25 protein-coding genes, 1 pseudogene and 1 riboswitch are annotated in these 26,412 nt (G+C 46.1%); of the genes and pseudogenes, 19 read left to right on the top strand and 7 right to left on the bottom strand.

Annotated features, from left to right (window positions below; translation table 11 throughout):
* Positions 1 to 242: 242 nt before the first annotated feature.
* A pseudogene (locus tag NST47_RS08560) lies at positions 243 to 404 on the top strand (HesB/IscA family protein); the annotation flags it as partial.
* A gap of 386 nt (positions 405 to 790) precedes the next feature.
* Positions 791 to 937 (top strand): sporulation histidine kinase inhibitor Sda, encoded by a 147-nt coding sequence (gene sda, locus NST47_RS08565; RefSeq protein WP_341154752.1) that lies wholly within the window; start codon positions 791 to 793, stop codon positions 935 to 937.
* Between the two features lie 112 nt (positions 938 to 1,049).
* Here the strand turns inward: sda and NST47_RS08570 are convergent, their stop codons facing one another.
* A complete protein-coding gene (locus tag NST47_RS08570) occupies positions 1,050 to 2,036 on the bottom strand; it encodes an NAD(P)/FAD-dependent oxidoreductase (protein ID WP_341154753.1) in 987 nt (328 codons plus the stop codon).
* A 504-nt stretch (positions 2,037 to 2,540) separates the two neighbouring features.
* Between NST47_RS08570 and NST47_RS08575 the strand changes: the two genes are divergently transcribed.
* Positions 2,541 to 3,731, top strand: a complete 1,191-nt coding sequence (locus NST47_RS08575) for an NAD(P)/FAD-dependent oxidoreductase (RefSeq protein WP_076232368.1) — start codon at positions 2,541 to 2,543, stop codon at positions 3,729 to 3,731.
* A 2-nt stretch (positions 3,732 to 3,733) separates the two neighbouring features.
* On the top strand, positions 3,734 to 4,012 hold the full coding sequence (locus tag NST47_RS08580; protein WP_341154754.1) for a hypothetical protein: 279 nt from the start codon (positions 3,734 to 3,736) through the stop codon (positions 4,010 to 4,012).
* Positions 4,013 to 4,068: 56 nt separating this feature from the next.
* On the opposite strand, the gene hemQ is transcribed toward NST47_RS08580, so the two are convergent.
* Entirely contained in the window at positions 4,069 to 4,815 is a 747-nt protein-coding gene (hemQ, locus tag NST47_RS08585) for a hydrogen peroxide-dependent heme synthase (protein ID WP_341154755.1), read from the bottom strand.
* A 252-nt stretch (positions 4,816 to 5,067) separates the two neighbouring features.
* Between hemQ and NST47_RS08590 the strand changes: the two genes are divergently transcribed.
* Both NST47_RS08590 and NST47_RS08595 read left to right on the top strand, forming a co-directional pair.
* Positions 5,068 to 5,352 (top strand): YuiB family protein, encoded by a 285-nt coding sequence (locus NST47_RS08590; RefSeq protein ID WP_262687598.1) that lies wholly within the window; start codon positions 5,068 to 5,070, stop codon positions 5,350 to 5,352.
* Positions 5,353 to 5,407: 55 nt separating this feature from the next.
* A complete protein-coding gene (locus tag NST47_RS08595; protein ID WP_076232363.1) occupies positions 5,408 to 5,605 on the top strand; it encodes a YwbE family protein in 198 nt (65 codons plus the stop codon).
* A gap of 108 nt (positions 5,606 to 5,713) precedes the next feature.
* Here the strand turns inward: NST47_RS08595 and NST47_RS08600 are convergent, their stop codons facing one another.
* The gene (locus NST47_RS08600; protein WP_341154756.1) at positions 5,714 to 6,898 is read right to left on the bottom strand and encodes an MFS transporter; all 1,185 of its coding nucleotides are present in this window, start codon (positions 6,896 to 6,898) and stop codon (positions 5,714 to 5,716) included.
* A gap of 195 nt (positions 6,899 to 7,093) precedes the next feature.
* Between NST47_RS08600 and NST47_RS08605 the strand changes: the two genes are divergently transcribed.
* From NST47_RS08605 to dnaI, 3 genes are all read left to right on the top strand, one after another.
* The gene (locus NST47_RS08605; RefSeq protein ID WP_341154757.1) at positions 7,094 to 7,423 is read left to right on the top strand and encodes a winged helix-turn-helix transcriptional regulator; all 330 of its coding nucleotides are present in this window, start codon (positions 7,094 to 7,096) and stop codon (positions 7,421 to 7,423) included.
* Between the two features lie 84 nt (positions 7,424 to 7,507).
* Positions 7,508 to 9,040, top strand: coding sequence for a helicase DnaB (locus NST47_RS08610; RefSeq protein WP_445667448.1), 1,533 nt, complete (start codon positions 7,508 to 7,510; stop codon positions 9,038 to 9,040).
* Between the two features lie 94 nt (positions 9,041 to 9,134).
* Positions 9,135 to 10,085 (top strand): primosomal protein DnaI, encoded by a 951-nt coding sequence (gene dnaI / locus NST47_RS08615; protein WP_076232356.1) that lies wholly within the window; start codon positions 9,135 to 9,137, stop codon positions 10,083 to 10,085.
* A gap of 137 nt (positions 10,086 to 10,222) precedes the next feature.
* Here dnaI and NST47_RS08620 read toward each other — a convergent pair whose 3' ends face one another.
* Positions 10,223 to 10,369: a YqzM family protein gene (locus tag NST47_RS08620; protein WP_144026482.1), complete on the bottom strand. Its 147-nt coding sequence runs from the start codon at positions 10,367 to 10,369 to the stop codon at positions 10,223 to 10,225.
* Between the two features lie 248 nt (positions 10,370 to 10,617).
* Between NST47_RS08620 and trxA the strand changes: the two genes are divergently transcribed.
* The gene (gene trxA, locus NST47_RS08625; RefSeq protein ID WP_341154759.1) at positions 10,618 to 10,932 is read left to right on the top strand and encodes a thioredoxin; all 315 of its coding nucleotides are present in this window, start codon (positions 10,618 to 10,620) and stop codon (positions 10,930 to 10,932) included.
* 142 nt (positions 10,933 to 11,074) lie between these two features.
* Positions 11,075 to 13,048, top strand: a complete 1,974-nt coding sequence (gene uvrC / locus NST47_RS08630; RefSeq protein WP_341154760.1) for an excinuclease ABC subunit UvrC — start codon at positions 11,075 to 11,077, stop codon at positions 13,046 to 13,048.
* On the opposite strand, the gene NST47_RS08635 is transcribed toward uvrC, so the two are convergent.
* The gene (locus NST47_RS08635) at positions 13,023 to 14,684 is read right to left on the bottom strand and encodes a CPBP family intramembrane glutamic endopeptidase (protein ID WP_341154761.1); all 1,662 of its coding nucleotides are present in this window, start codon (positions 14,682 to 14,684) and stop codon (positions 13,023 to 13,025) included. The two genes, uvrC and NST47_RS08635, sit on opposite strands and share 26 nt — an antisense overlap.
* 235 nt (positions 14,685 to 14,919) lie before the next feature.
* Positions 14,920 to 15,070: riboswitch (cyclic di-AMP (ydaO/yuaA leader) on the top strand.
* A gap of 66 nt (positions 15,071 to 15,136) precedes the next feature.
* Here NST47_RS08635 and NST47_RS08640 point away from each other — a divergent pair.
* The 3 genes from NST47_RS08640 to NST47_RS08650 all read left to right on the top strand — a co-directional run bounded on the left by NST47_RS08640 (position 15,137) and on the right by NST47_RS08650 (position 18,478).
* Positions 15,137 to 16,489: a TrkH family potassium uptake protein gene (locus NST47_RS08640; protein ID WP_341154762.1), complete on the top strand. Its 1,353-nt coding sequence runs from the start codon at positions 15,137 to 15,139 to the stop codon at positions 16,487 to 16,489.
* 12 nt (positions 16,490 to 16,501) lie between these two features.
* Positions 16,502 to 17,161, top strand: coding sequence for a potassium channel family protein (locus NST47_RS08645; protein ID WP_341154763.1), 660 nt, complete (start codon positions 16,502 to 16,504; stop codon positions 17,159 to 17,161).
* A gap of 114 nt (positions 17,162 to 17,275) precedes the next feature.
* A complete protein-coding gene (locus NST47_RS08650) occupies positions 17,276 to 18,478 on the top strand; it encodes a cation:proton antiporter (RefSeq protein WP_445667449.1) in 1,203 nt (400 codons plus the stop codon).
* Here NST47_RS08650 and NST47_RS08655 read toward each other — a convergent pair.
* Positions 18,462 to 19,361: a LysR family transcriptional regulator gene (locus tag NST47_RS08655; RefSeq protein ID WP_262687589.1), complete on the bottom strand. Its 900-nt coding sequence runs from the start codon at positions 19,359 to 19,361 to the stop codon at positions 18,462 to 18,464. The genes NST47_RS08650 and NST47_RS08655 overlap by 17 nt on opposite strands.
* Positions 19,362 to 19,625: 264 nt before the next feature.
* On the opposite strand from NST47_RS08655, the gene NST47_RS08660 reads away from it, so the two are divergent.
* From NST47_RS08660 to NST47_RS08680, 5 genes are all read left to right on the top strand, one after another.
* Positions 19,626 to 20,279 (top strand): succinate dehydrogenase cytochrome b558 subunit, encoded by a 654-nt coding sequence (locus tag NST47_RS08660; protein ID WP_341154765.1) that lies wholly within the window; start codon positions 19,626 to 19,628, stop codon positions 20,277 to 20,279.
* 17 nt (positions 20,280 to 20,296) lie between these two features.
* A complete protein-coding gene (sdhA, locus tag NST47_RS08665; RefSeq protein WP_076232340.1) occupies positions 20,297 to 22,057 on the top strand; it encodes a succinate dehydrogenase flavoprotein subunit in 1,761 nt (586 codons plus the stop codon).
* Positions 22,058 to 22,059: 2 nt separating this feature from the next.
* Positions 22,060 to 22,824: a succinate dehydrogenase iron-sulfur subunit gene (sdhB, locus tag NST47_RS08670; protein ID WP_262687587.1), complete on the top strand. Its 765-nt coding sequence runs from the start codon at positions 22,060 to 22,062 to the stop codon at positions 22,822 to 22,824.
* Positions 22,825 to 22,958: 134 nt separating this feature from the next.
* On the top strand, positions 22,959 to 24,011 hold the full coding sequence (locus tag NST47_RS08675) for a LacI family DNA-binding transcriptional regulator (RefSeq protein ID WP_341154766.1): 1,053 nt from the start codon (positions 22,959 to 22,961) through the stop codon (positions 24,009 to 24,011).
* A 60-nt stretch (positions 24,012 to 24,071) separates the two neighbouring features.
* Positions 24,072 to 25,196: a glycoside hydrolase family 88 protein gene (locus tag NST47_RS08680; protein ID WP_341154767.1), complete on the top strand. Its 1,125-nt coding sequence runs from the start codon at positions 24,072 to 24,074 to the stop codon at positions 25,194 to 25,196.
* Positions 25,197 to 25,246: 50 nt separating this feature from the next.
* On the opposite strand, the gene NST47_RS08685 is transcribed toward NST47_RS08680, so the two are convergent.
* Positions 25,247 to 26,236: a cation diffusion facilitator family transporter gene (locus NST47_RS08685; RefSeq protein WP_341154768.1), complete on the bottom strand. Its 990-nt coding sequence runs from the start codon at positions 26,234 to 26,236 to the stop codon at positions 25,247 to 25,249.
* Between the last annotated feature and the right edge of the window lie 176 nt (positions 26,237 to 26,412).

The raw sequence follows: 26,412 nt of genomic DNA on the forward strand, positions 1-26,412 counted from the left end.
TTTATTTTTCACCTAATTTCTATGAAGATTAGATTTATAAGGAAGGGGATAAATCGGTTGTGTATGTGCAAGGGAGTCGATCTTTAATGGAGTGAAGAAAATACTGGTTTAATCGCATAAGTTTGGGTATACTGGTGTTAGCATGATCCACAAGCTTAGGACAATGCAATCCGTAATCTACATTACAATCAACAACTCTCATATTAAACAAGCCGATTCGTTCAAATCCTTGCTACGCCAAGTATTTATACGGCGTTGAGATCGATTTTAAAGACAGCGGCATGGGTGGCGGCTTCACCATTGATAATCCGAATGCGGTAGCTTCTTGCGGCTGCGGATCATCGTTCAAGCCTGCTGACTATGAAGGAACTCCAGAACCTTGCGACGATAAAGTGGAAGTCTAAGACTTCATCTGATGAAGCCTCCAGTCCTGTAGATGCACATGCATCGAGAGGATAGGGGGCTTTTTTGTATGCCTATATATACGCGCCAAATTGCTGTAAAACGATTCAAACTATAAGAATGGGGTAAATAAAAATAAAATCATCTTATTATGGGGATAACTTCCAAAACTAACCTATAAATTTTACGACAAATTTCGGAGTTGATCACCTGTGTATAACCTTGTCCACATTATCCACTGCGCTAACAGTCACTTTATTACACTTACCAACAAATTGCGCACAGCTTATACACAATATCCTGTGGATAACGGAACACTTGTTCTATTTGGTTGAACATGGTAATATGATTTTACTTTACAGAATTTGGGTGATTATTGATGAGGTTAATGAGCAATGAAGTACTGATTCACTGTTATTTCAAAGCCATCGATTTGAAGCTTGAGGCGGAATTTATTAATCTGCTGAGGGACGAGATCAAACATCGCCAAATCAATTTGGATTACTACACTAATGGCGAAGCGCAGGTGAGCTAATTCTCATCATAGATTGGAACGACAAGGCAATCTAAAAAGGATATTCCAAATTCGGGCTTAGCCGGAAGGAATATCCTTTTTGGTTCAAAATGATGAGCTTCATGTTAATAAACTACATTTTCATATTGCTGCTATGACCTGGGGATAATTTGGCAGTAGGATCGATATATACTTTGGCATTGTTAATAGCAGTTGGCGCTTCGCCAAATCCTACAGCAATCAGCTTCAGCTTGCCCGGATAAGTGGTAATGTCGCCGGCGGCAAAAATCCCGGGGATACTTGTCTCCATGCGGGAATCGACGATAATAGAGCCGTTGTCGATTTCAAAGCCCCATTCAGCGATCGGGCCCAGAGAGGAAATGAAACCAAAGTTGACGATAACCGCATCAACGTCGACATCAGTCGTTACACCGCTTTTGCAATCAGTCAGTACAACTCTGTTGATATAATCCTCACCGTGAAGCGCAGTAATTTCTTTGGGGGTTAAAATTTCAACCGTGGATTTATTCAAGTTTTCCACACTATGCTCATGGGCACGGAATTTATCACGACGATGTGTCAGATAAACTTTCTCGGCAATTGGCTCCAACATGAGCGCCCAGTCAACAGCAGAGTCGCCGCCACCGCTGATCAGTACCTTTTGACCTTTGAATTTATGCAAATCACTAACGAAGTAGTGAAGGTTTTTCTTCTCGTATTTGGAAGCTTCAAGCAGCTCCAGACGTCTTGGCTCGAATGCGCCTACGCCTCCGGTAATGATAACCGCCTTGGAGGTATGAACGCCTTTGTCGGTCACGACTTCGAACAAACGCTCATCCTTCTTGATCACTTGCAATACTTTTTCTTCCAGACGAACATCCAATGGGAAATGCTTCAGCTGACGCTCCAGGTTATTAACGAGCTCCTGAGCCGTTACCTTTGGGAAGCCGGCTACGTCATAAATATACTTTTCCGGATACAAAGCAGCCAATTGACCACCTAATTGGGGCATACTTTCAATAATTTTTACGCTTGCTTGACGCATACCTCCATAAAAAGCGGCAAACATACCAGCAGGACCGCCGCCTACGATAATAATATCCACAATCTCATTTTGCATGTGCTTATTGTACCTCCCTGAATTAATTAAATATCAGTGATAATAATTATCAATGATAATGACTATCAATTATTAATATTCGAATTATATTATACATGATGACAGAATGGAAGGATATATTACATGATAAATTTGTGAACAATAAGTGAATATATGAATGGAAGTCGTAAAGGTATCCTATAGGAAACGTAAGGAGCTGCAGAAAATAGTCAGCAATTAGGAGGAAACGTTTAAATACTCATGTTAGTTTACGTTTTTTACCTGTATATTAACCAAAACAAAACTTGCTATTTGTCACTTTACAGTATACTATGTCTTGAGAACTTGTTTACACAGATGTGATTTCTGACACGTGAACGGTCATATTTTTATTTCAATTGGATCAAACTATTCGTTAGAAAATGACCCGCGATGTACTTTGTGTAAATTTTCACAAATGATTTTGTGAACAATTACAATGAATGATAAAAAGAAAAAGAAACTAACGGATGGAAGGGATTAACCATGAGTCGAATACCTCGAATAGTCATTTTGGGAGCAGGATATGGCGGTATTGTAACGGCTATTCGCTTACAAAAGGAATTGAACTATAACGAAGCTGATGTAACACTTGTTAACAAACATGACTACCACTATATTACTACACATTTACACATGCCGGCTGCAGGAACGGATAATCCCGAGAATGCGCGTGTCAATATTCTTAAGTTAATTGATGAATTCAAAATTGATTTTGTTAAATCGACAGTTGTGCAAATTCGCCCACAAGAGAAGAAGGTTATACTGGAGGAAGGTACGCTTTCTTACGATTATTTGGTTGTGGGATTGGGCGGAGAGCCTGAAACCTTTGGTATTCCTGGCTTGAAGGAATATGCGCTCAGCATTCGCAGCATTAACAGTGTTCGCTTTATTCGTGAGCACATCGAGTATCAATTTGCCCGGTTTAAACGGGAGCCGAACCGTCTGGATTACTTGACTTTTATCGTAGGCGGAGCCGGATTTACAGGAATCGAATTTATTGGAGAGATCACGGACCGTATTCCGAAGCTGTGCAAAGAATATGATGTCGATCCTTCCCTTGTGAAAGTATATAACGTTGAAGCTGCACCAACAGCACTGCCTGGTTTTGACCCGGAGCTTGTTGAATATGCAATGAATGTGCTGCAAAATAAAGGGGTAACCTTCAAAATTGCCACAGCGATCAAAGAATGCACACCAGATGGAGTCATTCTGGCAACCGGAGAAGAAATCAAAGCAGCTACAGTGGTTTGGACCGGCGGTATTCGCGGCAACCATATGCTCGATGATGCGGGCTTTGAAACGATGCGTGGAAGAATCAAGGTTGATGAAAATCTGCGTGCTCCTGGTCATGATAATGTGTATGTACTAGGCGATTGTTCGCTTGTATTCAGCCCGGAAGGTCGCCCATATCCACCAACTGCCCAAATTTCGATTCAGCAGGCGGATATCTGTGCACACAATCTGGTTGCATCGATTCGCGGGGAGCAGCTTAAGAGCTTTACCTATGAAAGCAAAGGTACAGTAGCTTCACTTGGACGCGGCGAAGCCATCGGAATTGTGGGTTCACGTAAAGTCAAAGGCGGTATGGCAGCTATTATGAAAAAGGTTATCGATATGCGGTACCTGTACATTATTGGCGGCATTCCACTGGTGCTGAAGAAAGGCCGTTTCTAGATATGCGGCACTGCAGCGTACAGGTACGCGGGTTATTGACGAGGGAAGAGCTGGATCGCTATAACGCACTGATTGATGTGGGACATTTTCTGGAATCCCAGACCCGTTATGATCTGGTTTATACGGTGCAAAAAGAAATCGACATTCTTATTCTACCCGCTATCGAGCGCTTAAAGGAAAAGTCGCGTCAGCGTGATCGGGACACCGAAGCTTATCTGGCGCAAAAGGCTGAGGCCAATCGGGATGACAGATTCAATGATGAGGACGAAGACGACAAATAATGGGTGAAAAAGCCTTGCAGCAGCCGAAATCGGTAGTTGCAAGGCTTTTAATGATGCTACAGCTTGAGCATAGTTTCCATTTTGTCGCGATTAAGCAGATTACCCACGTAGAATTCACCAAATTCACCAAAGCGTGCGCTTGTTTCATCAAACCGCATTTCATGAACGATTTTTTTGAACTGCAGGGCATCTTCTGCAAATAAGGTAACGCCCCATTCCCAATCATCAAGGCCGATCGAGCCCGCGATAATTTGCTTGATTTTACCGGCGTAATTGCGTCCGATCATGCCATGTGCACGCATAAATCCACGGCGCTCGTCTACGGACAGCATATACCAATTGTCGTTGCCTTCGCGGCGTTTGTTCATCGGGTAGAAGCAGACATGGCGTGCTTTAGGCAATGTTGGCTTCAGGCGTGCAACAATATCAGGATCTTCCATCGGGTCTGTACCCGGTTTGGCCATGTAGCTGCCCAGCTCAACGACAGATACGTAAGAGAATGTCGGAATGGTTACTTGTGCAAACAAGGTTTTGTTAAACGCCGTTTCCAGCTCGTTCAGCTCTTCGAGCGTTTCCCGTAGATGCATGAACATAAAATCAGCCTTTTGCCCAACGATAGAATAGAAGGCTGTACTGCCTTCACGCTGATCCTCAGTAGCCTGATATTGGGCTAATAAGCTGTACAGCTCGTCCTCCGCGCGGCCTCTTTCTTGCTTGCTTAAGCTTTTCCATGCCGTCCAGTCAATTGCACGGAAATCATTTAAAACGTACCAGCCCTCAAGGGTTTGCATCGCTTCGCTCATTAAGAACACTCCTTCTATGTATGAATAGGGATATTACTTATATGCATGTTACATACTTCTTACGAATAAGAGACGGTTAGGCAAAACGATCTCGCCTGTATTATTGTAACGAAATCGACAGCAAAGGGCAAATGGTTAGAGGCTCAAGGTACATATATAAAATATGAAGCGTTCATGAAGCGTTCACTTTACCCAGAGCCAAAATTTCTATAGAATATATAGTGATGCATTCGATTGAAGGAGTTGGGGATTGTGCTGCAACTGATGATTGTTACCGTGCTGTTGCTCGTGTTGTTCTTCGGTCTCGGTTTTATATTGAACATGCTGATGAAAACGACATGGTTTCCGATTTATGGCTATATTGTGCTGGTTATCGGATTAATCATTTATTGGGGTTGGGGGACAGGCTCTCTCGCATCCAATATTTCGGAGTATTCATTTGTGGATTATGTGCCGGCTGTCGGCGGATTATTGGGAGCGGCACTCAGCGGCTGGACCATTAAGGCTTTACGTGATAAAGGTTATCAAATGTTTTAGCGACCTGTACATAAGCCAAGCGTGCAGCGTAAGAGGAAAGCAGGTGTGAGCTATAATGAATGGCCAGCAACGTAAGGATGTAGTGCCAGGACGCAAGGTACAGGTGGTTCAAAAGCAAGACCAGAGGAGTGGCAAGCTGACTGCAGGTGTGGTCAAGGATATTCTGACAAATTCACCAAACCACCCGCATGGGATCAAGGTCCGGCTCGTGGATGGAACTGTGGGCAGAGTCAAGGAAATTATTACAGACTGAAATGGAAAGCTCCCGAAGGGTTTGTTGCGACAAAGCTTGCGGGAGCTTTTTCAATACGGAGTGCGTCTGGCCTGATCATGTCGCCTATTTTAATAGAAGAAAGCGTAATCACAGCTTTGCTGTTTTCCCTCTAAGCTTAACCGATCGTTGTTTTCCTGACCAAAAACTGATGAGTACAGCAGCCAGCCCGAGTGTTACAATAGAGCTAGCCAGCCATGGATTGTAAAGGACTGTTGAAGATGTGCTGATTAACACTCCACCTGCTCCAGCACCCGCCGCTAATCCCAAATGAACAATCGATGTATTTATACTGAGAACGAGACCTGACGACTGAGGTGCTTGTTGAATAAAATACGTTTGGATAGCCGGACCGGACATGAACATAGATACCACCATAACGGTGAGCAGTACTAACCCGATCATAAGCGAATCGGCAAAAAGCGGAAGCAGAGCCAGCACAGCCACATGAATGACTACACTCAACGTTACCATACGAGCCGCCCCCCACCTGTCAACGCCATACCCTCCAAAACGGGAGCCGAATGCGCCAAATAGACCAAACACAAGCATAATGATGCTAATCCTGGAAAATTCCACATGATAAATGTCCTGAATAAATGGAGTTAAGTAAGTGAACAGGATGGAATTACCGGATTCTCTGAAAAAGGTGAACAACAAACCGCTCACGATGACCAAACTGCCCAGCACTTTGAATTGCTGCCGGAACGGAACAGGAGCATCCCCGTCGATATCGGGAAGTAGGCGGTATATCACAAATGTAATCCATACACTGAATAACGCTAATACAATAAAAATCGCCTGCCAGCTCAGCCAGTTGGTAATAGCTATCCCTATCGGGACGCCAAGGATCATCGCGCTGCTAAAACCGAGAATGATCGTACCGATTGCGCTGCCCAGCTTCTCGGGGGGGACAATCCTTGCAGCGGTGCCTAATGCAGTGACAAGGTAAACACCTGAGCTGACCCCAAGTATGATTCGGGATATCATCAGCATCGCGATATGTCCACTTGCAAAGGATATCAGACAACCGAGGATAAATATGGTGAGTGAGCCCACCAACACTTGTTTGCGTCCCATACGGGCAGTGAGTGAAATCAGAATGGGAGTTCCAATCGCAAACGACAGCGAATAAGCTGTAATCAATTGTCCGGCAAGAGAGATGGAAATACTCAAATCATCGGCAATGACCTGCAATATTCCAGAGACGACCAGTTCGGAGGTTGCGGTGAAGAACACTCCAAGAGCTAACAGATAAATAGGGAGTCGATTCATTACATTCAATCCTTTCTGTAACTCGCAGTACCGTCTGATCACCTATAACCAGCTTATGGATGTTCGTTATTAGGCCTTTGCGAGATCATTTGATTGAATTATAATAAGGTTACAATATAAATGTAAGAAGGCAAACTATTTGGACATTATCCAAATAAATGGACTTACTAATTTTAAGTAAGCAGGTGATATGGATTGGAAATCGTAAATGAAGAGAAGCAGGAATTTACCAGCATTTGTTCTGTACTGCAAATTCTCGGGGCCAAATGGGCTTTTCTGGTGATCGCCGAGCTGTCCAAAGGGCCTAAACGCTTCAAACAGCTGCATAGAGATTTAGCGATCATCAAAACACAATCTTTAACCGATGTACTGCGGCACCTGGAGAAAAACGGGATTGTTTTACGTGTTGTATTTCCTTCTGTTCCTATTTCAGTCGAGTATTCATTGACAGAAAAAGGGGCTGATTTTCAGACCGCACTGAAGGAGATGGACAAGTGGGCGGTCAAATGGGGAAAGACAGATTGAAATCAGGCGATAACATCCTGTCGAAATCTATGTTAAAATGTAGTTTACTAGACTAGTAACAATTCATGGATGGGATTTGAGTTAATGCGAATTACGAATATGCATCATTTCTCGGAATATCACCGTTTTTATGTGGCGCGTGATTTTTCATTAAGTGGTTTGGATATGAAAATGCTCTCTACAATCTATCAGCCTATGATCGGAGCGTATGCAGTCAGCTTATATCATACACTGTTTCTGCAGCTGCCTATCGATAAGGTTGGTTACTCGGCTACCGAGCAGCAGCGCAGGCTGTTCTTATCGCTGGAGCTGGAGACGGGAGAGCGTGGACGCAAATATTTTATTGAACAGACTGCCAAGCTGGAGGCTGTGGGCTTACTGAAAACGACGCGGAAGTTCGCCGAGGTTTCAGATGATTATGTGTATGTCTACACGCTGTCAGCCCCATTGTCACCGAATGAATTTTTTAAAAACCAGCATTTGACCCTGCTGCTCAGGGACAAGGTTGGCAAATATATGATCTATTCGCTGCGTGATGAGCTGGTGCTGCCGGAATCAGACGAGCTGAAGGATGCCAATGAGGAAAATTTGTCGGTTCCTTTCTACGAGCTGTTTCATTTGAATTCGCAGGTCATTGATCTGGAAATGGAGCAGGCATTTTTTCAAACGGCAGTGTCCAAACCTTCGGAAACCAAGCCTGAGAGTGCAAATAGAGGCTTTCAGTATTCGGATATCATTATGCATTTTCCGCGGGAATCGGGCAATCGTGTGTTCGTGGAGCAATTGAAGTACGAGCCGGAGCAGATGGGACAAATTAATTATGTTGCCAAAAAGTACGGCTTGTACTTGACGGACATTTGCCGGCTGCTGGACGAGGATGGTGTGTTTGATCCGCAGGGCGAGTTGATGCTTGAACTGCTGCAGCACAAGGCTAACATGGTCTTCCGACAGGATAAGAAGCGTGGTGAGGAACGCGGACGATATTTGGCTAAGGTCGATCAGCAGACTCGGGGAGCAGCGTCATCTAATCAGGAGAACGGTACTGAGATTGCTAGTGACAAAACAGTTGAAATGGAGTTTTATTTGCAGGTACCGGATATTTTCCAGGGCGAATGCAACCAGCATCAGTACAACTATATTTTACGGAATGAGCCCTATATCTTTTTATTGGAAAAAATCTTTTCCAAGGGTACCGTACCGGACGGACTGCTGGATACGCTGGCGAAGGTCGATTTGAATTATGGCTTGAAAGAAGAAGTCATCAATGTCATGATCCATTACTTATATATGAACAAACGCTCATGGTCCAAGGCATCGATAGAGTTCAGCGTTACGGATATGCTGGCCAAGCAGGTGAACTCTTTTGAGCAGGCTGTGCAGTATATACGCGAGCAGTCCAAGTATCAGGAGAGCAAGACGGCCCCTCGCACAGGCAGCCGAGCTGGTACGGGTGGAGCCGCGGGCGGACGTAATACGGGTACAGCACGTGGTGGAGTAAGACAGAAACCGCTGCTTCCTACGGTGGAGGACAAGCCAAGCACAGCAGCGGCCTCACGGAGTGCAGAAGAGCGTGAAGCTATGCGAAGAAGAGCACAAATGCTTGATGGTAAAGTCTAGTATTTAGGTGAAAAACGAGCGCAGCGAGACTCACTCACTGGTCTTCTAGAATCAAGCTCAAGTCATTTAACAACGGGAAGGAGTGTAAGAACCTATGGAATCGCTCGCGGATGCGTTAAAGTCGCTGCCCAACTCCAAATTTCGTCAACAAGCCGAGGAAAAGGTGAGACAAATCGTTGCTGATCCATTAGTGGTGAAGCTGCGTGCCAAATATCCGACGCTTGATGAATATACAATGAAAATCAACATGAACCGGCTGTATCAATATGTGAGCGAGCATCGGAACTGCTCCAACTGTCCGGGACTGGATTTGTGCCCAAATGATTTTGCAGGGCATTATACACTGTTATCGGTCGAGACAGAAGCCGGAAAAGCCAACCTGTATGATACCAAGGTAGCCTGTAAGAAGCAGATCGCGAGACAAAATCAGGAGGCTATCCGCAGCCGGATTCGCAGCTTTTATGTGGATGAGCGGGCACTGTCACAGGGCTACTCGTCGATGGAAATTTTCGATAAGGATCCTGCGCGTGAGGAAGCTGTGGATAGTCTTATTCGTTACATTATGAAAACCCGTGATGAAGGCTTGCAAAGCTCGGGTCTCTATTTGGCTGGAAGCCTCGGCACCGGCAAAACGTTCCTGATGTGTTATCTGCTTCACGAGCTGGCGAAGAGCGGCTATTCCGGTGCCATTGTGTACATGCCCGATTTTGCCGAAGATTTAAAGGCGATGTTCCAGGATCCGCAGAAGCTGAAGGAAACCATTGATGCGCTCAAGGATACGGATTTGCTCGTATTCGACGATATGGGAGCGGAGAATTTGAACCCGTGGCTGCGCGATCATGTGATGGGTGCAATACTGAATTACCGAATGAACCGCAAGCCAACCTTTTTCACGTCAAATCATGATTTGGATGCATTGGAGCAGCATTTTAGCTTCACCAGCAAGGATGGCGATGAAGAGTTCAAAGGAAGAAGAATTATGGACCGAATTCGTCCTTTTGTTGAGGTCATTATGGTGAACGGCTACAATAAGCGCGGCAAGTAAACTGCAATAATAGGCACAGTCAAAGTCCGTCTCTGTAGGAGAGCGGGCTTTTTCCGTTGGTATCGAAACAAAAAAAGCCTGTTCCCGTAAGGAACAGACTTTACTGACGTAGCATCGGCTTGAAACAAGCTCGATGCCTACTTCATTAGCAGCGTAATAACTGTTGCGGCAACGCCCATGAGCAGCAAAAAGGCGAAAAATGCACCGAAACCAATCGCCGTGTCCAGAAAATCATTACTCGGCTCTTCGTTAATATGAAGCTCGGGGTGATTTACATCGTTCATAGCCATAATTCCTCCTTGGATTGAGTAAAACCGATGGTTGAAGAATTATATTCAGTATACCCAACTTCACAGATAAATGTAAAGCATGGGGAAGTGAAAATTGCACACCACATTTATTGATTGTGACAAGATGAAGGCGGAATGCACTGGAAACAGTTAGCCAAGCGGGTTTGCGGTTGAAAATAGGGTCTATTGTGGTATACTTTACATGTTGACAACCTATTTTATCGGATAAAGGAGAACTTTTTATGGCTATCGTAAATGTTACAGATCAATCCTTTCAGAATGAAGTTGAAGGATCTGGTACGGTTTTGGTTGATTTTTGGGCTCCATGGTGTGGACCTTGCAAAATGATCGCTCCTGTTTTGGAAGAGCTGGATAAAGAGCTTGGAAGTTTGAAAATTGCTAAGGTTAATGTGGATGACAATCCGGAATCAGCTTCCCGTTTTGGCGTAATGAGCATCCCGACTCTTATCGTTTTCAAAGACGGCCAACCTGTTGATAAAGTGGTAGGCTTTCAATCGAAGGATGCTTTGAAGAACGTAGTATCGAAGCACCAGTAATGTGCCAAGTGGGTTGTGCTACGCAAAACTCAAAGCGAATGCTTACGGAGTCAGTTTTGCTACGCAAAACTCATGGAGTAAAAGCTCTTTTTCTGCTATGCTGGAAAAGAGCTTTTTTTGTGCTTAAAGGAGTGGAAATGTGATGTCTACACATGAAGAGGAGCAGGAACGTAAGCAGAGGGCAGAGCAAATTCGCAGTAAGCTGGCGCTGCTGCCAGAAAAGCCAGGCTGCTATCTGATGAAAAACAAGGAAGGCACGATCATCTATATCGGCAAAGCGAAGGTGCTGCGCAATCGGGTACGTTCGTATTTTACCGGAAGTCATAATGCCAAAACCTATGCGCTTGTTAATGAAATTGCCGACTTTGAATATATCGTCACGGCCAGTAATGTCGAGGCGTTAATTCTGGAATGCAACCTGATCAAGAAGCATCATCCTCGTTATAATGTACTATTGAAGGACGACAAGTCCTTTCCCTATATTAAAATCACGCATGAAACCCATCCGCGGCTGGAGGTTACTCGCCGTGTGCTGAAGGATAAAGGAAAATATTTTGGCCCGTATCCGAATGCGTTCGCGGCGCAACAGACGAAGAAACTGCTGGATCGCCTGTATCCGCTGCGCAAATGCAAAAAGCTGCCTGACCGGGTTTGTCTGTACTATCATCTGGGTCAATGCATAGCTCCCTGTGAGTACGAGGTGGATCAAGAAACGTACGAGCAGATGGTACAGGAAATTTCGCGTTTTCTAAATGGCGGTCATGATGAGATCAAGAAGGATTTGACGCGCAAGATGCAGGAAGCGTCCGAGGAGCTGAACTTTGAACGGGCCAAGGAACTGCGTGATCATGTGCTTCATATTGATCAGGTCATGCAAAAGCAAAATATTACGACGACAGATGCGATGGACCGCGACATTTTTGGCTATGCGGTAGACAAAGGCTGGATGTGCGTCCAAATATTATATATGCGTCAGGGCAAGCTGATTGAACGGCATGCTTCGATGTTTCCTTATTATGGTGATGAGTATGATGATTTTGTAACCTTTATTACGCAGTACTACAGTGAGAATCCGGCACTTCCGAAGGAAATATTTTTGCCGCTGGAGGCTGTAACGGTGCTGCCTGCGGCTGCGGTGACGGCTAAGACGGAACCAGCTGAGACTACCAGCTCTCAGTCTGATCTAAGTGTGGAGTCGAGCTCTGAACAACCGGAGACCGACGAAACGGAGGCAGGACCCGAAATCGAGGTTGCCAAGAAGGATGTCAAGGAAGCGCTGGAGAGCTGGCTCAAGGTAAAGGTGCATTATCCACGCAGAGGCTCGAAGAAAAATATGGTTGCGATGGCTGGTGATAATGCCCGTGTTAGTCTGGATGAGAAGTTCCGGTTAATTGCCCGCGATGAGCAGCGTACCGTAATGGCTGTCGAGAATCTCGGAGATTGGCTTGGAACAGGCGTCATTCGCCGTATTGAGGCATTCGATAACTCGAATATTCAAGGCTCTGACCCGGTTTCGGCAATGGTTGTATTTACGGATGGCAAGCCGGATCGCAAGGAATACCGTAAGTACAAAATCCGCACAGTCATAGGTCCTGATGATTACGGTACGATGCGTGAGGTCATAAGACGCCGTTATGAGCGTGTTTTGAAGGAAGGCTTGCCACTACCGGATCTGGTCGTTATCGATGGAGGAAAAGGGCAAATTTCCGCGGCTATCGATGTGCTGGAAAATGAACTGGGTCTTTATATTCCGGTTTGTGGACTCGCCAAGGATGACCGTCACAAAACCGCACAGCTGATTATGGGGGACCCTGCAGAAATCGTTCCGCTGCCGCGTGACAGTCAGGAGTTTTACCTGCTCCAGCGTATTCAGGACGAGGTCCATCGCTTCGCTATTACGTTCCACCGCGAAACGCGTGCCAAATCGATGATCGTCTCCCAGCTGGATTCGATTCCGGGAATTGGCGAGAAACGGCGTAAGGCGATGCTGAAGCATTTTGGCTCGATGAAAAAAATAAAAGAAGCCAGCATTGAAGATTTCCGGCTTCTGGGTATCGGGGAAAAGCTGGCCACACAAATATTACAATCGCTTAATCAGAATCAAGACGAGGCATAGCTAGTGCCCGTCTTTTTTTGTTGCCATGCAGCCGATACAGCAGCCAGCCGACAAGACCGGGGAATATCAGATAAAAGCTGCCGACCACGATATGCATCCAATCCCCGAGACCATACAAGGAAAGCCCCATCAAAATACTATCCATCGAGGCGTGGGCAAACAGTACCGTCATAAACCCGTATTTAAGAAAGGCATATCCAAAAATGACACCGATAATCGTGACCTCAACAAGTCGGGTATAGACCGGATAAATCGGATATTGGGTATGGCTCATCGCCCAGATGATGCTCGGGAGCAGTACAGCCAGAAACCGAATGCGGACAATTTTCAGAAAGAAGGCAATGCCGAACAATCGGTATACGGTTTCTTCGGAGATAGCCGCTGCCCAGGCCATGAGCGGAAACAGTGCAGGGAACGTCATGTTCAGCACGGAATCTGCTGCATCATTCACCGACCATACGTCAAAAGCATGCTCCGCTATAAAGAACAGCACTTGCTGGACGCCGAGAATAAAGAAACAGAGCAGGTAGCCGCGAGTCATGGCCACCCATACCTGGCCCCCAAAAGCGGGATCCTGCCATTCCGGCAGCGGATTCCAGCTGTAACGGGACCACATCTGTCTGCCGGCAAGGACGGAGAGGTAGACGCTAACAGCCATCATCGCAATATTAATATTGAGAAGCCACAAGTAAAAGAGCGCTTCGAACTGGGATGGACCCGCCGTATGTGAGGTTCGGAAAGCCGGCAGCATGTTGAAGTTGTTTCCAATATAAATAATGAGAAAAATCAAGGTCAGCCACAGGCCGCGACGAAATGTGATTTGACGCCGATAGCGTATGATGATGAACAGAGCTGTAGCCGCCATAATTAACGATACACCCATACTGATGTTGGTCATCAGGGAGGCGCTGCTATTTTGCTTCTCCTTCCATTCCTCAAAAGCAGCCGGGATCTTGAAGTCAGGCTGGAAGGAAACGACCTGACCCTTGGAAACGAGAAGTGTAAGCTGTAGCTTTGCCTGCCCGATCAGATCAGTCCTGCTCTCATAAACAAGCACACGCCCCGTTAAGGAGGGGGAATTATTTTTCTTGTCCCGTTGGGGATGGGAATCCAGCAAGGTGAAATTGGTTGGCGAGTAGCCCTGTTCCTTGATCGTCTGCTCGGCCAACAGCTGAGGGTCCACTCCTGGCGCAGATACCGTATCTGCTCTGGACGATGGCGACTCATACGTCTTCCAGCCGAGCACCTTCTGATTCGAGTAATTGATATCGATGTAATAAGTTTTAGAGCTGGCAAGGTCATTAATTTCAACCTCGTAGTAGTCCAGCGGAAGCTGGGAATATCGCTCCGTATAAGAATGGAATAAGTGCTCCTTTTGCAAGTACCCGCTTCGTTCGGAATGAGTTTGGTATAACGTGCTCGTTGTATGATCGTCTGATAATGCGAAATGCTGCCTGGCAAAAATGACTGCTGTGTCAGCGGCCGCCTGCTGGGTAATCGTCGGTAGTCCATCCGCCTCTTCATTGGATGAAGGAGGTCCAGACAAATACGAGGATATGAGAATGACGGTAAAATAAAGGATAATACCAACAACTGCCAGCAACTGCAGCGGTCTATCCAATGAACGATTGATCATAGTAGTCTCCTTGGAATGAAGAAATGGGAAGGCTTGATTATTGTATTCCATAAACTTAGCATACATGTCTGATCAAATCCAATGCATTACCAAGCATAACGGGGATAAACGTTGAAAACCAAAGCGAATCCTCAGTTTGATGCCTGCCAGCTATAATAAGAATCGGAATATCCCTGCTTTTCGAGTTATTACGACTTTGTACTTATGGAAGAATAGCCTTATAATTCATATCAATTGAATACAGAAGCCGAATTTCTTTCCGAAAACGGGGGAACCATTTGTAGTAGTAAGGGGTGAATTCGATTCCATTCATGAGAGTGGAATTGATAGGGTACCTGTAAACCCGAATCCGTCAGCTAACCTCGTAGGCTTTATGGCAGGAACCTGTTTAGTTGACATTGGGTTTCCGATGTCTTTTTTTTGTTCTTTTTCAAATATTTGTGAGGTGAGAAATGAAAGTAACGTTGAAAAAAATCCAATTAACACCTCCGCAAATTTTGGTATTGGGTTTTGCCGCGATTATTTTGATTGGAGCACTGGTGCTTACGCTTCCAGTCTCATCGGCGACGGGGGACCGATTATCTTTTATTAATGCCTTGTTTACAGCGACATCTGCCACTTGTGTGACTGGGCTTGTTGTTGTGGATACAGGTACGTACTTCTCCGTGTTTGGTCAAATCGTTATTGTCACGTTGATTCAGATTGGCGGACTCGGCTTTATGACGATGGCGACCTTATTTGCCTTTGCATTGAAGAAACGAATTTCTTTGAAGGAACGCCTCATTCTTCAGGAAGCGATGAACCAAGGGAGTATGGAAGGCATTGTGCGCCTGATTCGTAAAGTAATTCGCTACTCGCTTACGATAGAGCTGATAGCTGCGATCATTTTTTCCATCCGCTGGTCCATAGATCTTGGTCCAGCCAAAGGTATTTATTTCGGAATCTGGCATGCGGTTTCATTTTTTAATAATGCAGGGTTCGATTTGTTCGGCTCGGTGAGCGGCCCATTCAGCAGTCTGACCTCGTATGCGGCCGACCCGGTTATCAACATCGTTTCAATGGGACTTATTGTGTTGGGCGGTATTGGTTTTATCGTCATGTCGGATCTGCTCGAATATAGAAAAATAAAACGGTTGTCGCTGCACTCCAAGGTAGTGTTAAGTACAACGGGCGTGTTGATCCTCACAGGAGCTGTGGTGATGTATGCTTTTGAATTCAGCAACGCCAAAACATTAGGATCACTGGACTGGTCAGGGAAAATATGGGCCTCGTTCTTTCAATCGGTAACGCCGCGGACAGCAGGGGCCAATACGGTCGATATCGGAGCTATGCGCCAGGCTTCCCAATTTTTTATGATTATTCTGATGTTTATAGGTGCTTCTCCAGGCTCGACAGGCGGAGGGATCAAGACCACGACCTTCATGACGCTGATCGGTGCTATTGTGGCGATGATTCGCGGCAAGGAGGACATTGTATTGTTCCATTACCGCTTGGGTAAGGATCGTATTCTAAAGGCGATTACGTTAACGATGATTGCACTATTTCTTGTGATTTTCGTGGCCATGATATTATCCACCACAGAGAGTCATCCATTTCTGATGATACTCTTTGAAGTTACCTCGGCTTTTGGCACGGTAGGGCTGACGATGGGATTAACGACGGATTTGACGATGGTTGGTAAAATATTGATTTCACTGACGATGTTTGCTGGCCGTTTGGGGCCAATAACCTTGGCCTATGCACTCGGACCCAAAACTGAAAAAGAATTATACAGATACCCTGAGGGGAAAATTACAATCGGATAGGGGAAAAGCAGGATGAAGCGCACGCAGTATGCAGTAATTGGATTGGGGAGATTCGGGTCAAGCTTGGCCAGAGAGCTGACCAAGTTAGGTCATGAGGTTCTTGGCATTGATCAGGACGAAGAAGCGGTTGATGAAATGAGCGAGGTGTTAACCCATGTCGTCGTCGCTGACTCCACAGATGAGGAGGTGCTGCGCTCACTGGGTATACGTAACTTTGATTGTGTGATCGTGGCGATTGGAAGCGATATTCAATCGAGTATATTAACGGCTATTTTGCTTAAGGATATAGGGGTGCCGTTAGTTGTTACCAAAGCGTTATCCGAGCTGCACGGCAAGGTGCTGAACAAAATCGGCGTTGATCGTGTCATATTCCCGGAGCGCGATATGGGAATACGTGTAGCGCATCAACTAGTATCTCCGAATCTATTGGATTTTATCGAGCTGTCCAGGGATTATACGATAGCTGAGCTGTCAGTACCGAAACGAATGTCGGGGCGAACGCTGAAGGATCTGAATTTACGAGTTAAGTATGGCTGTAGTGTTGTTGCTATTAATAAGAAGGAAGGCGTTATTATCGCGCCTACGGCTAATGATTTATTGGAAGAACGGGATATCATGGTGATCATAGGCACGAATTCGCAGATCGAATCGTTTGAGAATGAAGTGAAATAATCGTTTATAGAAACATGTTGATTGCTGGAGTCAGATTCGGAGTGTGTTGAGTTGAATAACGAGGTCAGTGAGCTGGTTTACCATGTGTTGTTCTTATTAATATTTATATTGGGTATGGGTATGCTGTCTGGTAAGTTAGCCGCCTGGTTGAAGCTTCCGGATGTCGCTTTATTTTTGATTGCCGGAATGGTTGTGGGTCAGGGCCTGCATCTGGTAACGGAGACCAGCAGCTCGTTTACGAATCAGTTTATATTAACCTTGGGTTCAGTCTTGATATTATTTGATGGCGGTCGCAATATCCGATTGTCCGGTCTTCGAAAAGTATGGCTCACCTTGACACTGCTAAGCGTTCCCGGTGTGCTGATCACCTGTGGGGTTGTCGCCGTGACGGCTCATTGGCTGCTGGGCATGCCTTTATTGTATGCCGTACTGCTTGGGGCTATCATTTCATCGACAGATCCGGCAACTCTGATACCCGTGTTCAAGCAGGTGCGGATTCGTACCAAGGTGAGAGAAACAGTTGAGAGCGAATCGGCATTCAATGATGCGACCGGATCGATTCTGACGTTTTCCGTGCTGGCTGTGATTACAGGAGGACAGGCAATTTCCGTATCGGCAAGTGTTATACAGTTTGTGGTTACCGCGCTTGGCGGAATCCTGGTCGGGGCTGTCATAGGTTTCATCTTGGTCTATGTTACGGCGCATAGCAAGCTCGGCTGGATGCGGGATTATGCCACCATAGCGATGGTGGTTACAGCTATTTCCGCTTATTTGTTAGGTGAAACGATACATGTCAGCGGGTTTATGGCTACATTTACAGCAGGGCTCATTTGGGGTAATGTGCATATATTCAAGCTCGATTTACAGGACAAGCATCAAGAGATGGGTCATTTTAGCGAAAATATAACCGTTATCATGCGGATGCTGATTTTTATTATGCTTGGCAGTCAGGTTAACTTTGGCGTGATCTGGGCTAACCTGTGGCCGAGCCTCGGGGTGATCGCTGTTTTCATATTCATTGCACGTCCGTTAACTGTGCTGGCTTCGGCACTGCCGGACCGCAAGGCACGCTGGACCTGGAGAGAGCTTGTATTCATGTTCTGGGTTCGTGAAACAGGAGTCATTCCTGCGGCCTTATCCGGTATGGTGGTGGGACTTGGCGTGAAGTATGCGGACATCATGGCTTCGGTAACTTTCCTCGCGGTGCTGTTCACGATCCTGCTGCAGGCAGGTACGACGGCCTATGTGGCCCGAAAGCTGGGTGTCACTGAAGCCGATACCGCTACTGACACGGAGGAGCTCAATCGCTCCGGTTAAAGTGGCTCTTGGCCTTTTCAATAAAACGTTGTGCCGATGGATGATGAACGGCTTCCTCTGTAAACAGCAGCGAGGTCGTTCTTGTTGTTTGATCCAGAGCAGGAATGAAACGGACGACCAGCTCGTTTTCCTCCAGAAAATGACGGCGAAGATAAGACTCGGGCAGCAGGGTAGCGGTTTTACAGGTGGACACGAGACGAATGATCGCTTCGAATGAATCGATCTCCATTTTGACATCAGGATGTAACGAATAACGCTGGAACAGCTCGTCCATCAGAATCCGGTACCAGGTGCCCCGTGAAAATAGGATCATTGGAAGCTCGTGCAGGTCTTCGATTTGTATAGCAGCTTTATCCACAAAAGGATGATTATCCGGCAGCACAATACATAGACGGTCGTCGAAAAGCGGAATGCACTGCAGCCCGGGGTGCTCAATCTTTGAGGCCACCAGGCCGATATCTACCTTGCGCTCCTTGACCATCGGGACGATCTCATGGGTTTTTCCGGTAATGGCTTTAATGTCGGTATGAGGGTAGTCCTTGGCATAAATCGTAATGAGATCAGGCAGGGTGGACTGCAGTGTGGTAAGACTGGCCCCGATAATAATACTGGAGGGCTTATCGGTCGTTTTGAATACCTCCAGAGAACGCTGCAGCTTGCGCCCCATAGCGCGCTGCTCCAAGGCATACTCATAGCAGATTTGTCCGGCACGGGTAATCTCCAGTCGTTTGCCCTTGCGGTGAAACAGCTGGATTCCAAGCTCCTCCTCCAGACGCATAATTTTTCTGGATAAGGCCGGCTGTGAAATATTTAACGTTTGGGAAGCCTTATTCAAGCTTTCCATTTCGACGACAATGGCGAAGATATCGATATTCTCAAACATCCAATAACCTGCTTTCTGTTATGTGAAAAACGCATAAGTGATTATAAAAAATCGGCACTTCCATTATAAGCACTAAAGGAGTACGATGTATAGGTCACGTAATCTTCACAAAATTTGTCTATAACTGCATAAAACGTTGTCGATTCATGGAAAATAGGCGTAGCGAACTTGTTGACGCTTGTTTCTTGCGGGGGTACAATGAAATATGGTTTTGACAATCGTGTGAACACGGCTATTTACTACTTAAGGGGGGAACGCATTCTAATGTTTCGAAATTCGTATTTAAATCGTAAGCTGCATTCATTACTTGGTGTGATTCCGGTCGGATTTTTCCTGGTCGAGCACCTAATCACCAACTACTCCGCTTCTAAAGGCGGACATGTGGCATTTCTGGAGAGCGTGGATTTTCTTCATAGTCTGCCTATAACGCTTGCACTGGAAATTGTAGGGATCTGGATTCCGCTGCTGTATCATGCCATTTACGGCTTGTATGTTGCTTTTACGGCGCGGAATAACGTATCTAATTATGGATATTTCCGCAATCAAATGTTTTTTATGCAGCGCGTGACAGGGGTAATAACGTTCTTGTTCGTGGCATGGCATTTCTTTGAAACCCGTTTTCAAATTACGCTGGGCTTGCCGCAGGAACAGATTGGCGTGCAAATGCATCATATTGCAACGAATCCGGTCAATTTTGTGTTTTACTGTATTGGGATTGTGGCTGCGGTGTTCCACTTTAGCAACGGTATGTGGTCATTCCTGGTTAGCTGGGGAGTCACTGTCGGACCGCGGGCGCAAAAGGTTTCCACATTTGTATGGATGGGCGTATTTGTAGTGATGACGATTATGTTCATCATGTCTTTGACCGCATTTTTAAGTCCTGAGTTCCAAAATCTGCCGATGCCGGTTAAAGGTTAAGGAGGGAATACACAACAATGGCTAATTCAAAGGTAATCGTAGTTGGCGGGGGTTTGGCTGGTTTAATGGCCACAATTAAAGCTGCTGAGGCAGGTGTTCACGTTAGCCTGTTTTCACTGGTTCCTGTTAAACGTTCACATTCCGTCTGTGCGCAAGGTGGTATCAATGGCGCCGTTAATACAAAAGGCGAAGGCGATTCCACCTGGGAGCATTTTGATGATACCGTATACGGAGGAGACTTCCTCGCCAATCAACCGCCTGTTAAGGCGATGTGTGATGCTGCACCTGGTATTATCCATCTCATGGACCGTATGGGTGTTATGTTCAATCGTACACCGGAGGGTTTATTGGATTTCCGCCGCTTCGGAGGAACCCAATACCACCGTACGGCATTTGCCGGAGCTACTACTGGGCAACAATTGCTCTATGCATTGGATGAGCAGGTACGTCGCTGGGAGACTGCGGGTCTTGTAACGAAATATGAGCATTATGAGTTTCTGGGAGCTATTATTGATGACGATGGCGTATGCCGCGGTATTACTGCACAGGATCTGCGCAGTATGGAAGTATTGTCCTTCCCTGCAGATGCGGTTATTCTAGCATCAGGCGGTCCTGGTATTATTTTCGGTAAATCAACGAACTCGGTTATTAATACAGGTACAGCGGCTAGTGCGGTGTATCAGCAAGGTGTTTATTACGCGAACGGCGAGTTTATCCAGATTCACCCTACAGCGATTCCGGGCGATGACAAGCTGCGCCTGATGTCGGAGTCTGCACGTGGTGAAGGCGGTCGGATTTGGACCTACAAAGACGGCAAGCCTTGGTACTTCCTGGAAGAAAAATATCCAGCCTATGGTAACCTGGTTCCTCGTGATATTGCAACCCGCGAAATCTTCGCAGTGTGCGTCGACGACAAGCTTGGCATCAACGGCGAAAACATGGTATACCTTGACCTTTCCCATAAGGATCCAAAGGAACTGGATGTTAAGCTTGGTGGAATTATTGAAATTTATGAAAAATTCATGGGCGATGATCCGCGTAAAATCCCGATGAAAATCTTCCCTGCGGTTCATTATTCCATGGGCGGCATGTGGGTCGATTTCAATCAAATGACCAACGTTCCTGGCTTATTCGCCTGTGGCGAGTGCGAGTATCAGTATCATGGCGCCAATCGCCTCGGTGCAAACTCGCTGTTGTCTGCTATTTATGGCGGGATGATTACAGGTCCGAAGGCCATCGAATATATTAAGGGCTTGGATAAGCATACCGAAGATATATCGACCAGCCTGTTTGATCAGGATCTGGCAAGACAAAAGGACAAGTATGAAAGCTTGTTAAAAATGGACGGAACCGAAAATGCCTACGTGCTTCACAAGGAATTGGGCGAATGGATGACCAACAACATGACGGTTGTTCGTTACAACAAGAAGCTGCAGGAAACCTTGGACAAGATCAATGAATTGAAACAGCGTTATCAAAATATCAGCATGACCGATACAGCGCGCTGGAACAATCAGGGTGTAGCTTTTACTCGTCAATTGTGGAACATGATGGAATTATCGCATGCGATGACATTGGGAGCTTTAATGCGTGATGAGAGCCGCGGCGCTCACTATAAACCGGAATTCACCGAGCGTGATGACGAACGTTTCCTGAAAACAACAAAAGCCAAATGGACTCCAAACGGCCCAACCATTGAATATGAAGATGTTGACGTATCCTTGATCGAGCCACGTAAACGCGACTATTCGACGGATAAGAAGAAGGGAGGACACTAATCATGGCTGAGACGAATACAGCTAACAAAAAAGTGAAATTCATTGTAACCCGTCAGGATTCTCCGGAAAGCAGCTCTTATACTGAGGAGTTCGAAATTCCATATCGTCCTAATATGAACGTCATCAGTGCCTTGATGGAAGTGCAGCGTAATCCTACGAATGCCAAGGGTGACAAAACGACACCGGTATGCTGGGAATCGAACTGCCTGGAGGAAGTATGCGGAGCTTGCTCGATGGTCATCAACGGTAAGCCTCGTCAAGCATGTACAGCACTGGTAGATAAGCTGGAGCAGCCGGTACGGATCGCACCGATGAGTACGTTCCCAGTTGTTCGTGACTTGGTTATTAACCGCGAGCGGATGTTCAATGCACTCAAGAGAGTAAAAGCATGGATTCCGATTGATGGTACGTATGACCTCGGACCAGGACCACGGATGGCTGAATCCAAACGTCAATGGGCTTATGAGCTGTCCAAATGCATGACCTGTGGGGTATGTCTGGAATCTTGCCCGAACGTCAATGACAAAACGTCCTTTATCGGACCTGCTGCCATTTCCCAGGTTCGTTTGTTTAACGCGCATCCGACAGGAGAGATGAATGCTGAAGAGCGTCTGGATACCTTGATGGAGGATGGCGGCATTGAGGGCTGCGGTAACTCGCAGAACTGCGTGCGTTCTTGCCCGAAGGGAATTCCACTCACAACTTCTATCGCCGCTATGAACAAAGATACAACCAAACATTTGTTTGCCAAGTGGTTGGGACTATAGAGGTATTATGCGCAGACCGACTCCTTCATCCATGATGAAGGGGTCTTTTTTACGATACTTACATATTGACGAATGGGCTTTTTATGATTACAATTTATTTAAACGTTTAAATTTTAGGTTGTAGGGGTGGTTCATTGAGCAAAAATCGTCAGATTACCATCGTCGATATTGCGGAAGCGGCTGGAGTCTCTATTGCAACCGTATCTAATGTGCTTAACCGTCGCAAGGTTCCGATGTCGGAGGGGACCATTCGCAAGGTTGAGAAGATTGCCGAAGAGCTTGGATATCGCCGAAATGTAATGGCCGCTAACCTGAGCCGCAGGAAATCCTTCGAGCTTGGGCTGATGATACCGAACTATGATGCTTATTATGGCCGTTTTGCTGAAGAAATGGAGCGGACCGCGCATCGCTTCGGTTATCATATGTCCGTTTTCTCTGCCGGTGGCTACGATCCCGATATGGAGAAACGTCATCTGGAAGTGCTATTGCAGCGCAGGGTTGATGGGTTGTTTTGCCACGGGCTTGCGATGACTCCCGAAACGACGCGTCAAATTGTCGGCGACGGAACACCACTTGTGCTGTTTAATGCCTGGGATTGGCCGCAGGATATAGCCATTCATGCCGTTAATCTGAATTTTGCGGATGGATGCGTGCAGGCTGTCCATCATTTGGTCGAGCAGGGCTGCGAAGCTCTGATCTATCTCAGCTCCGTACGATCCAAGGCAACGAATGAGCAGCGGTTAAAGGGCTTCAGGCAAGGATTGGCTGAGCTGCATAAAGCATCTGTGGCATCTGGAATTGTAGACCTGGGAGGCAAACCGATGACAGAGCTGGTGAAGCAAACTCAGGAAATCAGCGGGGGAAAGGGACCCATCGGAATTTTGGCATTTGACGATCTCACAGCTCTTCGTTTCATGTCAGCCGTTCAGGAGCAAGGCTATCGGGTACCCGAGCAGTACAAAATTTTTGGAATCAATAATGATCCTGTTTCCAGTGCCTGTTATCCGCCTATCTCAACACTCGATATTCCGTATAGCCAGCAGGCCCAATACGCAATTACGCTGATGCTCCGTCAATTGGGCGAGGAGCCGGACACGGATAAAGGGGTTCCCGCACTTCCCGATTCAACTGAGCATGAGGTGCGTATTCCGTTGACGATGCTGCCGCGTTTGTCGACTTCAAGTTAAAAGCTGGATCATCCATTGTACCTGTTTATAAAACTAATCGAATTGGGAGCGTGATTGTGCATGTGGAAGAAAGCAATTGAAGATGTTTTGGATAAAACGAGAGCTAATATTAATCGGTTTGGCGATTTATTCCCGCATGTCAGCAGCAATGGGAAATACGAGCTGAACGCGAACGATGAGTGGACGGACGGATTCTGGTCAGGTATTTTGTGGTTGTGCTATGAGTATTCCGGTGATCCTGTATTTAAAGAAGCTGCTCTTAGAACGGTAGACAGCTTCCGCAGTCGTCTGGAAACAAACACGAAGCTCGATCATCATGATATCGGTTTTCTCTATTCGCTATCATCCAAAGCGCAATGGATTATTGAACGCGATGAAGCCGCGAAGCAATTGACGATTCAGGCAGCGGATGTGCTGCTGGCACGTTGGAGACCTAAGGGGCAATACATTCAGGCCTGGGGACCTGAAGGCGATCCGGAAAATGGGGGTCGGATCATTATCGATTGCCTGCTGAACTTACCGCTTCTGTACTGGGCTTATGAGCAAACGGGTGATGAGAAATACAAGGAGATTGCTGTCATTCATGCCGATAAATCGCGCCGTTTTCTGGTTCGTGGCGATGATTCCTCGTATCATACGTTTTATTTCGACCCGGAGAATGGGGAATCCCTGCGAGGCGGTACGCATCAGGGTTATAAAGACAGCTCTACCTGGACTCGCGGACAAGCCTGGGGTATTTACGGCTTTGCCTTATCGTATCACTATACGAAAGATCCTTTATATCTGGAAACGTCCAAACGATTGGCAAGGTACTTTCTGGAACGTTTACCAGAGGATGATGTTGTGTACTGGGACTTCGATGCTCCGATTCATGCAGATACGAAGCGAGACAGCTCCGCCTCTGCGATTACCTCAGCAGGTATCCTTGAATTGCTGACGCATTTGGAAGCAGACGATCCGGATCGCGCATTCCTTGAGGATGGACTCCAGCGTTCGATGAAAGGTCTGGTCAACAGCTATGCTACGATTGGACAACCGGATGCGGAGGGGCTGCTGGATCATGGCTCCTACAGCGTTCGCGGCGGCAATGCGCCGGATGATCATGTGATCTGGGGAGACTATTATTACCTGGAAGCACTGGTTCGGTTGGAAAAGGGCATCAAGGGCTATTGGTACGATAGATAAGTCAATTCAAGATTATTGAACGGTAAAAAAGGACCTTCAGCTCTACTTTTTTAAGTGGGGTTGAGGTTCCTTTTTTCATTGTGAGGGGCTAATTCAGCCGCTGATTGTTCCTCTTCACGATGCAGCAAAAACTGCTTGCCATACTCTCCGTGAGGATGGATATTGGCATTCTCCATTTGAATCGTGGAATGCGTGATCCCGTAATGCTCCTTCAAGGTTTCGTTAATGGCCAGTATGATGCAAAATGGCTGAATGTCATCGTTGATGAATACATGAGCGGTCAAAGAGTAATGATCCGATGAGATCGCCCATAAATGCATTTCGTGAACGTCCTCAACCCCTTCCACCTGTCTGATCCTTGCTCGGATTTCATCCAAATTAAATTGCATGGGTACCGATTCCATCAGGATTAAATAAGAGGCTTTAATGATCTTCAAACCGCCCATGAAAATAATAGCGCCGATACATATACTGATTAAAGGATCAAACCACTGCAGCTGAGTAAAATAAATAAGTATGGCGGATACAATAACACCAACCGAGCTCAACAAGTCGCCGATAAAATGCCATAACGCGCTCTGGATGTTCAAATTGTTCTCTTCTTTCATACTGCGGCTCAGTATGACCGTCAGTACGATATTGACAACCAGACCGATGGAAGAAATCACAAGCATCAGCTTGAAGTCAATCGGTTGGGGATTAATAAAGCGCGTGATGCCCTCAACAAATATCCCGACGGAGATAATGGCCAAAGCGAGCCCATTCAGGAAAGAAGCAACAATTTCAAAACGCAAATAGCCAAATGTAAATCTGGCATTGGGTGGATGTGTGGCCAAATAGATCGCAATCATGCTGAGTCCGAGCGCCAATACGTCAGAGATCATATGGGCAGAGTCAGATAGCAGGGCTAAGGAATTGGACAGCAGACCTCCAATGATTTCGACTATAGTGAAAAAAAGCGTTAATATAAGTGTAAGCCACAATGTTCTTTTGGATTTGGATTGTTCTTTGACATGGCCCAGGTGATGATAGTCATACATGAAGCTCGCCTCCTTAACAGTTAAATAAACCTATGGATGGATTATACGTCAAGGTCCGAATTTTGGCAAATACTTTAATTGATACTGTTTATCACCGTTTTGATAGAAGTTATCACTGATTTGAGAAGTTTTATCATTGATTTACTCTGTTTTCCTATCAAATACTTTAAATTTAC

It is taken from the genome of Paenibacillus sp. FSL H8-0034 (genome assembly GCF_038000305.1).
Classification (GTDB): Bacteria; Bacillota; Bacilli; order Paenibacillales; family NBRC-103111; genus Paenibacillus_S.